At 70.0% G+C, this 13,491-nt stretch carries 15 protein-coding genes; 9 read left to right on the forward strand and 6 right to left on the reverse strand.

The genetic code is table 11. The features are described 5' to 3' along the window. Positions 1-115: 115 nt before the first annotated feature. Complete coding sequence (locus ABZ855_RS42815) at positions 116-1,471, reverse strand: aspartate aminotransferase family protein (protein WP_360817569.1); 1,356 nt, start codon at positions 1,469-1,471, stop codon at positions 116-118. Between the two features lie 157 nt (positions 1,472-1,628). Between ABZ855_RS42815 and ABZ855_RS42820 the strand changes: the two genes are divergently transcribed. After that, on the forward strand, positions 1,629-3,335 hold the full coding sequence (locus ABZ855_RS42820) for a protein kinase (protein WP_360817572.1): 1,707 nt from the start codon (positions 1,629-1,631) through the stop codon (positions 3,333-3,335). A gap of 41 nt (positions 3,336-3,376) precedes the next feature. Here ABZ855_RS42820 and ABZ855_RS42825 read toward each other — a convergent pair whose 3' ends face one another. Beyond that, on the reverse strand, positions 3,377-4,171 hold the full coding sequence (locus tag ABZ855_RS42825; protein ID WP_360817575.1) for an SLATT domain-containing protein: 795 nt from the start codon (positions 4,169-4,171) through the stop codon (positions 3,377-3,379). A gap of 289 nt (positions 4,172-4,460) precedes the next feature. Here ABZ855_RS42825 and ABZ855_RS42830 point away from each other — a divergent pair, with 289 nt between their 5' ends. The 3 genes from ABZ855_RS42830 to ABZ855_RS42840 all read left to right on the forward strand — a co-directional run bounded on the left by ABZ855_RS42830 (position 4,461) and on the right by ABZ855_RS42840 (position 6,184). Further along, the gene (locus ABZ855_RS42830) at positions 4,461-4,808 is read left to right on the forward strand and encodes a YbaB/EbfC family nucleoid-associated protein (protein ID WP_006373444.1); all 348 of its coding nucleotides are present in this window, start codon (positions 4,461-4,463) and stop codon (positions 4,806-4,808) included. Positions 4,809-4,932: 124 nt separating this feature from the next. Continuing rightward, a complete protein-coding gene (recR, locus tag ABZ855_RS42835) occupies positions 4,933-5,532 on the forward strand; it encodes a recombination mediator RecR (RefSeq protein WP_319205622.1) in 600 nt (199 codons plus the stop codon). Then, entirely contained in the window at positions 5,525-6,184 is a 660-nt protein-coding gene (locus ABZ855_RS42840) for a DUF5063 domain-containing protein (protein ID WP_360817579.1), read from the forward strand. Before recR ends, ABZ855_RS42840 begins: the two co-directional genes overlap by 8 nt. A 111-nt stretch (positions 6,185-6,295) precedes the next feature. On the opposite strand, the gene ABZ855_RS42845 is transcribed toward ABZ855_RS42840, so the two are convergent. Then, positions 6,296-6,706, reverse strand: coding sequence for a hypothetical protein (locus ABZ855_RS42845; RefSeq protein WP_360817582.1), 411 nt, complete (start codon positions 6,704-6,706; stop codon positions 6,296-6,298). A 312-nt stretch (positions 6,707-7,018) separates the two neighbouring features. On the opposite strand from ABZ855_RS42845, the gene ABZ855_RS42850 reads away from it, so the two are divergent. From ABZ855_RS42850 to ABZ855_RS42865, 4 genes are all read left to right on the forward strand, one after another. After that, positions 7,019-8,242: an RNA-guided endonuclease TnpB family protein gene (locus ABZ855_RS42850; protein WP_360817585.1), complete on the forward strand. Its 1,224-nt coding sequence runs from the start codon at positions 7,019-7,021 to the stop codon at positions 8,240-8,242. Between the two features lie 64 nt (positions 8,243-8,306). Further along, the gene (locus tag ABZ855_RS42855) at positions 8,307-8,855 is read left to right on the forward strand and encodes a hypothetical protein (RefSeq protein WP_360817588.1); all 549 of its coding nucleotides are present in this window, start codon (positions 8,307-8,309) and stop codon (positions 8,853-8,855) included. Positions 8,856-8,927: 72 nt separating this feature from the next. Further along, a complete protein-coding gene (locus tag ABZ855_RS42860) occupies positions 8,928-9,215 on the forward strand; it encodes a hypothetical protein (protein WP_360817591.1) in 288 nt (95 codons plus the stop codon). Positions 9,216-9,265: 50 nt separating this feature from the next. Beyond that, positions 9,266-9,844 (forward strand): Uma2 family endonuclease, encoded by a 579-nt coding sequence (locus tag ABZ855_RS42865; protein ID WP_360817594.1) that lies wholly within the window; start codon positions 9,266-9,268, stop codon positions 9,842-9,844. 55 nt (positions 9,845-9,899) lie between these two features. Here the strand turns inward: ABZ855_RS42865 and ABZ855_RS42870 are convergent, their stop codons facing one another. Continuing rightward, positions 9,900-10,643 carry a sulfite exporter TauE/SafE family protein gene (locus ABZ855_RS42870; RefSeq protein ID WP_360817597.1) on the reverse strand — a complete coding sequence of 248 codons (744 nt, stop codon included), beginning with the start codon at positions 10,641-10,643 and terminating at the stop codon, positions 9,900-9,902. A 247-nt stretch (positions 10,644-10,890) separates the two neighbouring features. On the opposite strand from ABZ855_RS42870, the gene ABZ855_RS42875 reads away from it, so the two are divergent. Further along, entirely contained in the window at positions 10,891-11,391 is a 501-nt protein-coding gene (locus ABZ855_RS42875) for an SgcJ/EcaC family oxidoreductase (protein WP_360817600.1), read from the forward strand. Here the strand turns inward: ABZ855_RS42875 and ABZ855_RS42880 are convergent, their stop codons facing one another. Beyond that, the gene (locus tag ABZ855_RS42880) at positions 11,392-12,753 is read right to left on the reverse strand and encodes a HAMP domain-containing sensor histidine kinase (protein ID WP_360817603.1); all 1,362 of its coding nucleotides are present in this window, start codon (positions 12,751-12,753) and stop codon (positions 11,392-11,394) included. Beyond that, entirely contained in the window at positions 12,750-13,463 is a 714-nt protein-coding gene (locus tag ABZ855_RS42885; RefSeq protein WP_360817606.1) for a response regulator transcription factor, read from the reverse strand. Before ABZ855_RS42885 ends, ABZ855_RS42880 begins: the two co-directional genes overlap by 4 nt. Between the last annotated feature and the right edge of the window lie 28 nt (positions 13,464-13,491).

A 13,491-nucleotide genomic window follows, 5' to 3' on the forward strand; every position in this document is an offset into this window, starting at 1 on the left:
CACGCGTGTGGATGACTACTCGCATATGTCTACGAGCACGTCACCTTACGCGTTCGGGTTCCGGGCAGACTTTCCCGTGCGGTTACCCGACTTACCCGATTACCGCCGTCTCCGATTACCCGGTGTACTCGTCCGCGACAGCCAGTGCGGCGTCCAGCGCGGCGAGCCCTTCCTTGGCCTCCGCCTCGGTCACATTGCAGGGCGGGACGACATGGGTGCGGTTCATGTTGATGAACGGCCACAGCCCGTTCGCCTTCGCGGCGGCGCCGAACGCGGCCATGGGCGCGTTGGCCTCCCCGGCCGCGTTGTACGGCACCAGCGGCTCCCGGGTCTCCTTGTTCCGTACGAGGTCCAGGGCCCAGAAGACACCCGTACCGCGCACTTCGCCGACGCTCGGGTGACGCGCGGCCAGCTCCCTGAGCCCCGGTCCGAGGATGCTCTCGCCGGTGCGGGCGGCCTGTCCGACGATGTCCTCCTCCGCCATCACGGTCAGCGTGGCGACGGCGGCGGCGCAGGCGAGGGGGTGCCCGGAGTAGGTGAGGCCACCGGGGTAGGGGCGAGTGGCGAACGTCTCGGCGACGGCACCCGAGATCGCGACGCCGCCCAGGGGCACATAGCCGGAGTTGACGCCCTTGGCGAAGGTCATCAGGTCGGGCACGACGTCGAACAGGTCGGCGGCGAACCACTCACCGGTCCGCCCGAACCCGGCCATGACCTCGTCCAGGACGAAGACGATCCCGTACTGGTCGCACAGCGCCCGCACCCCGGCGAGATAGCCGGGCGGCGGGATCATGATGCCGGCGGTGCCGGGGATGGTCTCCAGGATGATCGCCGCGATGGTGGCGGGCCCCTCGAAGGTGATGGTGTCCTCGAGGTGCTGGAGCGCCCGCGCGCACTCCTGCTCCTCGGTCTCCGCGTAGAACCTCGACCGGTAGAGATAGGGCGCCCAGAAGTGGACGACACCGGCGGTGCCGTTGTCGGAGGGCCAGCGGCGGGGGTCGCCGGTGATGTTCACGGCCTGCTGGGTGCCGCCGTGGTAGGAGCGGTAGGCGGACAGCACCTTGGGCCGGCCGGTGTGCAGCCGGGCCATGCGCACGGCGTGCTCGACGGCGTCGGCGCCACCGTTGGTGAAGAAGATCTTGTCGAGGTCGCCAGGGGTCCGCTGGGCGATGAGCCGAGCGGCCTCGGACCGCGCCTCGACGGCGAACGCGGGCGCGAACGTCGTCATCCGCCCGGCCTGCTCCTGGATCGCCGCGACGACCTTCGGATGCTGGTACCCGATGTTCGTGAACACCAGCCCGCTGGTGAAGTCCAGATACCTTCTGCCGTCGTAGTCCCAGAAGTACGCCCCCTCGGCACCGGCGACGGCGAGCGGGTCGATGAGCTCCTGCGCGGACCAGGAATGGAACACGTGCGCACGGTCGGCGGCCTTTACGGCGGCACCCGTCTGCGGGCTGGGCTGAGGGGTCATGCCGGGAGAGTAGGTGTCCGGGGCGACGGCTGGATATCGGCGTACTGTCTGCGGTCGGGCGCTTTGTGCGACAGGTTGTCGCGTGTCCCGGAGGGGAAGTAGGGGGGGTGCGGGGGAGGGGGACGGGCGTGTGGGACATGGGGGAGGCGGCGCGGGCATGGACAGGCTCCGGGACGGGGATCCGGCGCGAATAGGGGCGTACCGGCTGGTGGCGCGGCTCGGCGCGGGCGGGATGGGGCAGGTGTACGTCGCGCGCTCCGAGCGGGGGCGCACGGTCGCCGTCAAGCTGGTCCGGCGGGAGCTGGCCGAGCAGGACGAGTTCCGGGACCGGTTCCGGCGGGAGGTCGCCGCCGCGCGACGCGTCGCGGGGCGCTGGACGGCACCCGTCCTCGACGCCGACACCGAGGCCGAGGTGCCGTGGCTCGCGACCGGGTACGTGGCCGGGCCGAGCCTGCGGCAGATCGTCGAGTACGACCACGGGCCGCTGCCCGAACGCTCGGTACGCGTCCTCGCCGCCGGGCTCGCCCACGCCCTCCGGGACATCCACGCCGCCGGGATCGTGCACCGCGACCTGAAGCCGTCCAACGTGCTGGTCACCATCGACGGGCCCCGGGTCATCGACTTCGGTATCGCCCGTGCCCTGGAGACCGTCGCGGAGGGCGGCCTCACCCGCGCGGGCGCGCTCATCGGCTCACCCGGGTTCATGGCGCCCGAGCAGGTGCGGGGCGACCGGATCACGGCAGCCGCCGACGTCTTCTGCCTCGGTTCCGTCCTCGCGTACGCCGCGACGGGCACCCTGCCCTTCGCCACGGCCGGCAGCGGGGCCCACGCCATGATGTTCCGCATCGCCCAGGAGGAACCCGACCTGACGGGCGTCCCCGAGAGCATGACCGCCCTCGTCCACGCCTGCCTCCACAAGGACCCGGCCCGCCGCCCCACCCCGGCCCAGATCCTGGAACGGACGGGAGTGTCGGCGGACGCGGTGGCGACCGGCTACGAACGCGACACCTGGCTGCCGGCCCAGCTGGTCGCCCAACTGGGCCGCCACGCGGTGGAGTTGCTCGAGGCGGAGGCGAAGACGGAGGCGGAGGCGAAGCCGGGCGAGTCAACACGCGAATACACCTCAGCCGCTCTGCCGCACCCCCCTCACGCCCCCCAGCCCTTCGCCGCCACCCCCGGCGACCACCAACGGCCCCCTGTCTGGCCGGGTGACCCGACGCTCGAGGAGCCCGCCGTACCGGCCGCGTGGAGCACGGTGCCGCCGGGGACTCCCATGCCCTATGCGGTGGGGCGGGCGGAGCGTGTGGAGGAGCGGGGGAGGAGATCCAGGCTGTCGCTGGCCCTCGGCGCCGCCGCGCTGGTCGTCGCCCTGGGGGCCGGAGCGTCGATCGTCGCCCTCCTGAACAACGACGACGATCCCTCGACTCCGACTCCGACTCCGACTCCGACACCGAGCCGTACGACGAGCGCGCCGGCCCCGTCTGTCAGTCCCTCGGCGGCTGCCGCGGATGCCGTACCGCCCGGATTCCTCGGCACCTGGACCGCCACGATCGACAACGCGGAGGGCCACAACACCCGCCAACTGACCATCACGCGGGGCAAGGTGGGCGAGGACGTGCTGACCCTGGTCGCCGACGGCCTCACCGACAAGGGCGTCTACCACTGCGAGTTCATCGCCCCCCTGGCCGAACGCCCCGCCAAGGAAACCCTGTTGAGCATCGGCCCGTCCCAGGTCACGTCGGGCGAACCGGCCTCCGCCTGCACCCCGGGCGCCGCCTCGACCCTCACCCTGCTCGGCGACGGCAGGCTACGACGCGAGACGACGAAGGGCGACGGGCAGCTGACGTACGAGAAGGACGGCTGAGCCACTCCACCTCACCGAGCCCCACCCCGCCCCAACCCACCTCACCGAGCCTCCGGTGGCCGCTGCCGGGGCATGTTCGGGCGGGTGCCCGGGGCCACCCCGAAGCGTCCCTGATGCACCGTCGCGTCCTGGCGGGGGGTTCCCAGGCCCGTCGACTGGATGCCCAGGGGGGCGGAACCCGTGCGGAACTCGACCATCCAGTCCGCCGTCTCCGCCCGGACCAGCTCCGTCACGTCCTCCGAGAACCTGCGCAGCACCCCGAGGCACCGGTCGGCCGCCTCGCCCGCCGTTCCCTCCGTCGGGCCCAGTACCTCTCGTACGCTCTCCGACGCCCAGTCGAACTGGAGTACCTGAAGCCGCCGCTGGACGGCCTGCGCGGTGGCGACGTCCCTTATCCAGCCCGAGGTGACGCCGAAGAACCGGTCGACGCCCACGCACGCCACCGCGATCAGCAGCGCCAGATATCCCCAGGGGGCGACCCCGCCCATCACGCCGGTGAGATCGAGCAGCGGCAGCGACGCCCCGGAGATCGCCCCGAGCGCGGCTCCCGTACGCAGGGCCCGGGCGCCCCGCCGCTTCCAGACCCGGTCGGCGAGATACCAGGCGGACGTCTCCAGAGCCCCCTGCTCCACCCACCGGTACAGCTCGTCGAGGCGCGGCGCGGGCTCGCCCCAGTCGCCGAGAGGGAACGGCCGGCCGGTGAGGTCCCCGGGCCGCAGCCCGGCGAAACCCGGGCCGGCGGGACCCAGCCCGACGGGCCCTTCGCTCCGCCCGCCATCATGATCATGCGGCGGTCTCTGGGACGGCCCCTCGGGCTGCATCTCCGGCTGGCTCACCCGGCACTCCCTCACCTGAGCAGACTGACCACAATCCATCACCGTGCGTGACACCGTACGGGTGTCCGCGTGATGTCCGGTGCTGTTGTAAAGCTGTCGCGCCGCCCCCTTCCTACCGCCCAATGGGTGGCGGCGACCTGGCTTTCGTAACTTTTTCGCTCGGAAGACGCCCTTGATCAGGTATAGGCCACAGGACCGGCTCACTCGAAAGAGTGCTGGAGCGACGGCCGACCCGACCACGTAGGCTCGTGCTGAAGCCGAATTTCGTACGGACGACGAGGAGCTGATCGTGATCCCCGGTGGTGGCCAGCCCAATATGCAGCAGCTGCTCCAGCAGGCCCAGAAGATGCAGCAGGACCTGGCGAACGCGCAGGAGGAGTTGGCGCGTACCGAGGTCGACGGGCAGGCGGGCGGCGGTCTGGTCAAGGCGACCGTGACGGGCGCCGGCGAGCTGCGGGCCCTCAAGATCGACCCGAAGGCGGTCGACCCCGAGGACACGGAAACTCTCGCCGACCTGGTCGTGGCGGCCGTACAGGCGGCGAACGAGAACGCGCAGCAGCTTCAGCAGCAGAAGCTGGGCCCGCTCGCGCAGGGTCTGGGCGGCGGCGGAAGCGGCATCCCGGGCCTGCCGTTCTGACGTTCGCCCCGCGCGCCCCCCGTCCCGCCTTCCTCAGTCGGGCAACGGCCAACTACGGTACGTAGGAACGAACTCAACGCCCGCTCAGCATTCAGGAAAGTCAGCATTCAGGAAAGGCAGTCCGTTGTACGAAGGCGTGGTCCAGGACCTCATCGACGAACTGGGGCGACTCCCCGGCGTCGGTCCCAAGAGCGCGCAGCGGATCGCCTTCCACATCCTGCAGGCGGAGCCCACGGACGTACGGCGGCTCGCGCACGCGCTCCTGGAAGTGAAGGCGAAGGTCCGCTTCTGCGCGACCTGCGGGAACGTGGCGCAGGAGGAGCTGTGCAACATCTGCCGCGACCCGCGCCGGGACACGACGGTCATCTGTGTCGTCGAGGAGCCCAAGGACGTCGTGGCGATCGAGCGGACGCGTGAGTTCCGCGGCAAGTACCACGTCCTCGGCGGTGCGATCAGCCCGATCGAGGGGGTGGGCCCGGACGACCTCCGGATAAGGGAGCTGCTGGCCCGCCTCGCGGACGGCGCGATCACGGAGCTGATCCTCGCCACCGACCCGAACCTGGAGGGCGAGGCCACAGCGACGTACCTCGCCCGCATGATCAAGCCCATGGGCCTCAAGGTCACCCGCCTGGCCAGCGGCCTCCCGGTGGGTGGCGACCTGGAATACGCGGACGAGGTGACCCTTGGCCGCGCCTTCGAGGGGAGACGACTCCTAGATGTCTGACGCCACGCTGCACGACACGACGCGGGACCCCGACGACTTCGCGGTCCAGATCGCCGACCAGGTGGAGAGCTTCCTGGTGGCCGTCACGGAGGTGGCGAAGGGCGACGAGCCGGACTCGGCGGTGCCCTTCCTCCTCCTTGAGGTCTCCCAGCTACTGCTGGCCGGCGGCCGCCTCGGCGCCCACGAGGACATCGTCCCGGACGAGCGCTACGAGCCCGACATGGGCCCGGAACCGGACGTGGACGAGATCCGCGAACGGCTGGCGCTGATGCTGGACCCGGTGGACGTCTACTCGGAGGTCTTCGACCCGTACGAGCCGCGCAAGGCCCCGGTCCCGGCGCGTATCTCCGACGACCTCGCCGACGTCATCGCCGACCTCCGCCACGGCATGGCCCACTACCGCGCGGGCCGCACCACAGAGGCCCTGTGGTGGTGGCAGTTCTCCTACTTCTCCAACTGGGGCTCCACAGCCTCGGCAACCCTCCGCGCGCTCCAGTCCCTGGTCGCCCACGTCCGCCTGAACCAGCCCCTGGCCGAACTGGACGGCCTGGACACCGACCAGGAACTCGGCGACGAAACCCTGGCGGAGGAGGCGGGCAAGGTGATGGAGGAGGAGATCGCTGAGCCGCTGGGGCTGCGGACGGTGAAGTAGGCGTCAACCAGGTTGTGTTGAGCGGCTGGGCGGGCGGGTATCTGGGCCCGGGTGGAGGCCGGGCGGCCGGATGCCGGTGAACCTGCCCACCGCGCGCCCAGGAACGCCGGCCTACGGCCCCACAGCCTCCAGCACCGCCCGCAACCGCCCAGCCTCCACGAACGGCGTCGTCGCCGTCGGCTCGCTGTACCACCGCAACGGCCACGTGTTGCCGTCCAGTGCCGGGATCCCGATGTACGTCACGGTGCGTGATCCCCTCTCGCCGAACCGCTGTACGCCCTGAGGCCAGTCGTGCTTCCGTACCTCCCCGGGCGCGAGCAGGAAGTACATCCAGCGGAATCCGGTCACCTCGCAGACGACGGGCCCGCCGTCCCCGTCGGCCGCCTCGACGAGGTCGGCGGCGGCCTGCTCCCCACGTACGCCCTGGACGCGGATCGTGTCGAAGTGCACGCCGGACAGGCGGAGGTGGTGGCCGGCGAGGGGGACCCAGGCGGGGCGGTGGTGGGGGATCGCGTTCGTCATGGTCACACGGTGGCGTGTATCCGGCTACGCTCGGTAGCGACTGAGGTGATACACACCGGGGTGTATCAGTCGGAGGTGGCCGCTGTGTCAGTCCAGTGCAACTCCAAGTCACAGCCGTCGCCGGGCACCTGGCGCTACCGGGCTTCATCGGCAGTGCATCGGCGTTCATGCCGGTGGTGAAGCCGATCTCGTGACTGTGGCGCGGAGCGCCGCAGTGTCGTTCCGGCGGAGCCGGACAGTGCGGCCGGGGGGTGAGGCGGGGAACGGATGTTCCCGGCGACATCGGGTGTCGCCTGTTCGTACGATCACCGCATGCACCTTCGGTACGCCTTCCGGTTGTACCCGGAGCCCGGCCAACGCACCGCGTTGGCGAGGGCGTTCGGGTGCGCGCGTGTCGTGTACAACGACGCGGTCAGCGCCCGTGAAGACGCCCGTAAGGCCGGGCAGCCGTTCCCGAAGGCCGGGGAACTGTCCACGCGTCTGATCACCGAGGCCAAGCGGACCGTGGAGCGGTCCTGGCTGGGTGAGGTGTCCGCGGTGGTGCTCCAGCAGTCCCTGCGGGACGCCGAGAGTGCCTACCGCAACTTCTTCGCCTCCCTGAAGGGCGACCGCAAGGGACCGAAGCTGGGTGCGCCCCGGTTCAAGTCCCGCAAGGACGCCCGGCAGTCGATCCGGTTCACCGCCAACGCCCGCTGGAAGATCACCGACAGTGGCCGGCTGGACCTGCCGAAGATCGGGGCGGTGAAGGTGAAGTGGTCCCGCACCCTGCCCGCCACCCCCACCTCCGTCACTGTCATCAAGGACAGCGCGGGCAGGTTCTTCGCCTCGTTCGTCATCGACACCGACCCCGCCGCCGACGCGGCCCGGATGCCCGCGTCGGACCAGAGCATCGGCATCGACCTCGGCCTCACACACTTCGCCGTCCTGTCCACCGGCGAGAAGATCGACTCACCCCGGTTCCTGCGCCGGGCGGAGAAGAAACTGAAGAAGGCCCAGCGGGACCTGTCCCGCAAACGGAAGGGATCGAAGAACTGGGAGAAGGCACGTCTCAGGGTCGCCCGCGCCCACGCCAAGGTCACCGACGCCCGCAAGGAGTTCCATCACCAGCTCTCCACCCGGCTGATCTCCGAGAACCAAGGAATCGCCGTGGAGAACCTGTCGGTGACGGGACTGGCGCGCACCCGGCTGGCCAAGTCCGTGCACGACGCGGGCTGGACGGCGTTCGTGAACATGCTGGAATACAAAGCTGAGCGGTACGGGCGCACCCTGGTGAAGATCGGCCGGTTCGAGCCGACGAGTCAGGTCTGCTCCAGCTGCGGCGTCAAGGACGGTCCCAAACCCCTCACCATCCGGGAATGGACGTGTACCGCCTGCGGCACCCTCCACGACCGGGACCACAACGCCGCACTCAACGTCAAACAGGCCGCCGGACTGGCGGTAACAGCCTGCGGAGCGCCAGTAAGACCAGAACCCGTTCTGGCACAGCGCGAAGAAACAGGAAGCCACGGATTCTCCTCCGGAAACCGCGCCGCGTAGCGGCACGGCAACCGGTGGAGAAGGCCAGAATCCTCGCCCTTCAGGGCGAGGAGCATGTCAAAAGGTGATCGCCGCCGAGCACCCTTACTACGGCCAGCAGGCCGTACGCGTCTCGATGGGCCGCATCACCCTCGCCGGCCACCTGCGCTGGATCAAGGAGCACATCACCGCCGAGGGCAACTCGATGCGGTGGGTGACGCGCACGTACTGGTCGCGTACCCGCAGGTCGGCCGAGTGGTGGGCGGAGTTCGTACGGGAGCGCCGCGGCAGGGACGTGACCGGCTGCTATCAGTCGGGTCTGGCCCGTGTCGAGGAGCCCGACGAGTCCGAGGGGCCTGCCGCTTCCGAGGCAACCGAGGCGCGGGCCCCGGAAGCCATGCGACCGGAGGCGGACGGCAAGTCGGGACACGAATCGGACGAACAGCCCGCGGAACAGCCCGCGGAACAGCCCGCGGAACAGCCCGCGGAGCGGCCCAGCCCGGCCTACCAGGTACTCGCCGAACTCCGCGCCGCCGACGCCCGTATGCCCCTGTCCGACGGCGACTGCCGTTCCCTCGAATCTCTCGCCGCGGAGTGGCTGTCCCGTGGTGCGAGCACCCACGACATCACCTGAGCCCTGACCGACGGCCTCCCGCCCGACGTCTCCAACCCGGGCGGATTCGCCCGCAAGCGACTGGAGAGCAAGATGCCGCCGAAGAAGTCGACGTCGGGACCGCAGGCCGTCCGCCGCGCCCGGGTGAGCCGCGTGATCGCGGCCTGTGGTCTGTGCGACGCGGACGAGCGCACTGCGAAGATCGTCAGCGGACTGTGCCCCGAATGCCTGGCGATGTGCGAAGCGGCCGGGCCCGTGTACGCGCCCGTCCCGGAGACGTTCCTCCCCGGCCCGCGCGTCGGCGGCCTGCCGGGTGCCGACGAGGTCGTGGACGTCACCGACCGCGTCGACGCACTGCGCCGCGCGGCGGGGCTGCGGTGAGTGTGCAGGACGTGCCGGTCAGGGCACCATGGAGTCGAGGAGGCGACGCCATGATCCCGAGGACCGAGCACCCGCCGCAGATGACGGCCGAGGAGTTCGAGCACCTGGAACGCCATGCCCCGGAGACCGTGCGGCTGGAGTTCGTCAAGGGGAAGGTCCAGGTCAAGCCCGTGCCGGACGGCAACCACAGCGAGATTTACATGTGGCTTCTGGAGAGGTGTATGCAGTCGCGTCCTGACCTCCGTCTCTACCCCGAGCGGGGCCTGAAGACCGAGGCCTACCGCAAGGGGCGGGCCCGCGCGGACGCGATTCTCGTCCCCAAGGGCAGTCTCAAGGGGCGTGGCGAGTGGTCGAACGGGGAGGACGTTCTCATGGCCGTGGAAGTCACGTCGTACGACTCCGACACCCATCAGCGTGACCGAGTCGAGAAGCCCGACGGCTACGCGGCCGCCGGCATCCCCGTCTACCTCCTCATCGACCGGGACGACGGCTCGGTCGTCGTGTTCAACCAGCCCGAGAACGGCCGCTACCGTCACGAGGAGAAGCTGCCGTTCGGCGCCACCGTCAAGCTCCCCGACCCCGTGAGCATCTCCCTCGACACCGAGTCCCTCAAGGAGTTCGTGGACTGACGCTCCGGCCCCCGTCCTGTGCGTCCACGGCGAGCAGGACCGCGTCGTCCACCGCCTACCACCTCCCGGTCATCCCCCACACACCCTTCCCCAGCGTCGTCAGCCCGCCTGCCAGGGCCAGTAGGAGGACCAGGAGGCGGGCCCGGGGTTCCGGGATGCGGCCGGCGAGGGTACTGCCGACGAGGGCGCCTGTGAGCATGGCCGCCGCCGAGGACGCCCACAGCGGCGGGGACAGGTGGGGGAGGCCGTTCGACGCGACGGAGACGGCGTTCACCAGGACGCCGTAGAACATGGCGTTCGGCACGAACTCCCGTACCGTCCAACCCGCGTTGACCGCGTAGAGCGACACCGGGGGGCCGCCCACCCCCGCCGCCGAGTTCATGAAGCCGCCCGCCGCGCCTGCGGCCACCGCTCCGGCTCTGCCGCGCAGGGCGGCCACCCGGGTGCCGCGCAGGACCAGGACGACGGCTGTCGTCACCAGTGCGCCCATCGCCGCGAGCAGCACGGGCTCGGGCAGGCGGCGGGCCAGCCAGGTGCCCGCCGGAACAGTGCAGGCCGCCGCCGCGCACAGCGGCACCATCGCGGGCAGTCGCACATGCCGCCAGCCTCCCGCCAGCCCCACCAGGCAGATCGCCCCGGACGCGCAGTTGGCCAGGACGACACCGTCGACGGGACCCAGAAGCAGAATCAGGACGGGGACCGAGACCAGCGCGAAGCCCATGCCTGTGAGCCACTGCACGCACGACGCGAGGGCGACCGTCGCGGTGAGTATCAGTTGCGTCGCCAACCCCGTTGTCATCGGCGGATGTTACTGCGAGTCCGCGATCCGGTACTCGCGTACTCGCCTGCCGTCACCGACGGCTTCCCCGTTCTCGGGAGGGCACTCCGGAGCGTGATCGACCTGTTGCCGTACGTGAATTGGCATCGCCCTTCCCGGGCCCTGTACGTCCCTTGGACGGGCGCTAACCAGCGAAAAGCGAAGCTGGAGTCACTTCCACCGCAGGAGATGCGGAGGGGGAAACTACCTCACACGTACAGGAGTTGCCATGACCCGTCAGTCGCGCAAGCGCGCAGCCCTCATCACTGCCACTGCCGTTCTGACGGCCGCCACCGCCACCATCGGTGTCAGCGTCGCGAGCGCCGACTCCAAGTCGGCGAAGCCCTCCAAGAAGGAGATAGCCGCCCTCTTCGACGGCTGGAACAAGGCTCTCCAGACGGGCGACCCGGAGAAGGTCACCAACCGGTACGCCGACGACGCGGTACTCCTCCCGACGGTGTCCAACAAGATCCGGACGAACCACGCCGAGATCGAGGACTACTTCCACCACTTCCTCGAGAACAAGCCGGTCGGCACGAAGACCAAGACGATCATCAACGTCCTGGACAACAACTCGGCGATCGACACCGGCTCGTACTACTTCATCCTCACCGACCCGAAGACCGGCGAGAAGCGACGGGTCGACGCCCGCTACACGTACGAGTACGAGAAGCGGAACGGCAAGTGGAAGATCGTCAACCACCACTCCTCGGCGATGCCCGAGGGCTGATCAGCCGGCGCTCTTCCGATCCGCCGCCCGCAGGCTGATCACCACGCACAGCCCGCCCCCGGGCGCGTCCGTCAGGGTCACCGTTCCGCCGTCGTCCGTCACCAGTTGCTTGACGACGGCGAGGCCGAGACCCGAGCCGGAGCGCCCGGTGAGGCCCTGGCCCCGCCAGAAGCGGTCGAAGGCGCGGGACTTCTCGGCGTCGGACATGCCGGGGCCCCCGTCCGAGACCGTCAACTCCATCTCGTCGCCCCGAGGTTGGGCCCGTACGGTGATCGTCCCGCCGTCCGGTGAGACCTCCAGGGCGTTCGACAGAACGTTGTCCAGTACCTGGTCCAGATGACCGGGGCTGGCCAGCACAAGCAGCCGGCCGTCGGCAACCCCACTCCCCCTGAGCGCGATGGTGACTCCGCGCTCGTCGGCGGCCGGCCTCCACACCGACAGGCGTTCATCCACGATGTCCCGCAGGGACAGCGGCTCCGCCGCCGTGACCTTCGCCTCGGCCCGGGCCAGCACCAGCAGCCCGTTGACCAGCCGGCTCATCCGGACGACCTCCGCGGTCGCCTGCTCCACGTCCTCCCGTACGAACTCGTCGTCCGTGCCGTCCGCGATGTTGTCCAGCGACAGGCGCAACGCCGTGAGGGGCGTACGGAGTTGGTGGGAGGCGTCCGCCACGAAGATCCGCTGCGAGGCCACCAGCGTGTCCAGGCGTTCCGCGCCCTGGTTGAGGGTGCGGGCCAGCGTCTGTGTCTCCGGCGGGCCCGTCACCTGCGAGCGGGCGGTCAGGTCGCCGTCGCTGAACTTGCTGGCCATACCGTTGAGTTCACGCAGGGGAGCGGTGATCCGGCGGGCGGCGTACGCGCCGATCGCGGCGGCGGCCGCCAGGACGAGCACGGCGAGGCCGGCCCGGAAGCCCCAGATGCTCCACAGTCGCTTGGTCATGTCGGACGTCGAGTACACGATCCGTACGGCCGATGCCCCCTCCGCGGGGACGGTGACCGTCAGATGCTTGCCCCAGATGAAGTCGGAACCCCAGTCGGTCGTGGACATGTTGTCCCGTACGGCCAGGGTGAGGGCCGCGTCCGTCTCGGGCCTCGGCAGCTTCGGGGCGCAGTCGCCGGTGGTGGTCGCCTGGACCGTGCCGAGCGTTTCCTCGTCGTACGCCGCGGCCACCTTCTCCAGGGCGTCGCAGGAGATTTTGTCGCCGTTGCCCAGGAGCAGCGCCATCGTCTGGGCTTCGCGCTGGACGGACACCTTGGTGTCGTCGCGCAGTTGCTTGGTGAGCGTGAAGGCGACCGGCACGGTGAAGAGGAAGATCGCGACGGCGACGAGGAGGATGTAACTCCGGATGAGCTGACGGTTCACGAGGGGTCGGTGTCCCGTCCGGTGTCCTTGATGGTCTCGTCCTTGACGATCTCCAGTCGGAAGCCGACTCCCCGGACCGCCTCGATCGCGATCGCGCCCTTCAGCTTCCGGCGCAGCGCCGCCACATGGACGTCGAGGGTCTTCGTCGGCCCGAACCAGTTCGCGTCCCAGACCGCCTCCATGATCTGCTCGCGCGACATCAGCGCGCCCGGCTCCTCGGTGAGGAAGGCCAGCAGGTCGTACTCCTTGGGGGCGAGGGCGACCTCGTCGCCGTCCAGCCGGACGCGGGCCGCCTTGCGGTCGATCGTCAGCCGGGTGCCGTACCGGTCGGGGCCGGCCTCGGCGGCCTGGGCGCGCGGCTGGACGCGCCTCATCACCGCTCTTATGCGCGCGATGACCTCTCGTACGCCGAAGGGCTTGGAGACGTAGTCGTCGGCGCCGAGTTCCAGGCCTACGACCCGGTCCGTCTCGTCGCTGCGGGCGCTGATGACGATGATCGGGACGTCGCCGCGTTCGCGCAGCGCCTTGCAGACGTCCAGGCCGTCGGTGTCGGGCAGGCCGAGGTCGAGGAGGACGACGTCGTAGGGCTCGGTGTGGCTGAGCGCCGCGCCGCCGGTGGACACCCACGCCACCTCGAAGCCGTAACGCAGCAGGCCGCGACGGAGCGACTGGGCCACCGGTTCATCGTCTTCCACCAGGAGTACACGCACAGCCCGAACCTTAGTCCTTGAAACTTAA

Source organism: Streptomyces sp. NPDC047042, from assembly GCF_040644035.1.
Lineage (GTDB): Bacteria > Actinomycetota > Actinomycetes > Streptomycetales > Streptomycetaceae > Streptomyces.

Coding starts and splice junctions, on each gene's coding strand:
- ABZ855_RS42865 (WP_360817594.1), top strand. CDS start 9,266: ATGATCCCGAGGACCGAGCACCCGCCGCAGATGACGGCCGAGGAGTTC.
- ABZ855_RS42850 (WP_360817585.1), top strand. CDS start 7,019: ATGCACCTTCGGTACGCCTTCCGGTTGTACCCGGAGCCCGGCCAACGC.
- ABZ855_RS42875 (WP_360817600.1), top strand. CDS start 10,891: ATGACCCGTCAGTCGCGCAAGCGCGCAGCCCTCATCACTGCCACTGCC.
- ABZ855_RS42820 (WP_360817572.1), top strand. CDS start 1,629: ATGGACAGGCTCCGGGACGGGGATCCGGCGCGAATAGGGGCGTACCGG.
- ABZ855_RS42860 (WP_360817591.1), top strand. CDS start 8,928: ATGCCGCCGAAGAAGTCGACGTCGGGACCGCAGGCCGTCCGCCGCGCC.
- ABZ855_RS42840 (WP_360817579.1), top strand. CDS start 5,525: ATGTCTGACGCCACGCTGCACGACACGACGCGGGACCCCGACGACTTC.
- ABZ855_RS42870 (WP_360817597.1), bottom strand. CDS start 10,643: ATGACAACGGGGTTGGCGACGCAACTGATACTCACCGCGACGGTCGCC.
- ABZ855_RS42815 (WP_360817569.1), bottom strand. CDS start 1,471: ATGACCCCTCAGCCCAGCCCGCAGACGGGTGCCGCCGTAAAGGCCGCC.
- ABZ855_RS42845 (WP_360817582.1), bottom strand. CDS start 6,706: ATGACGAACGCGATCCCCCACCACCGCCCCGCCTGGGTCCCCCTCGCC.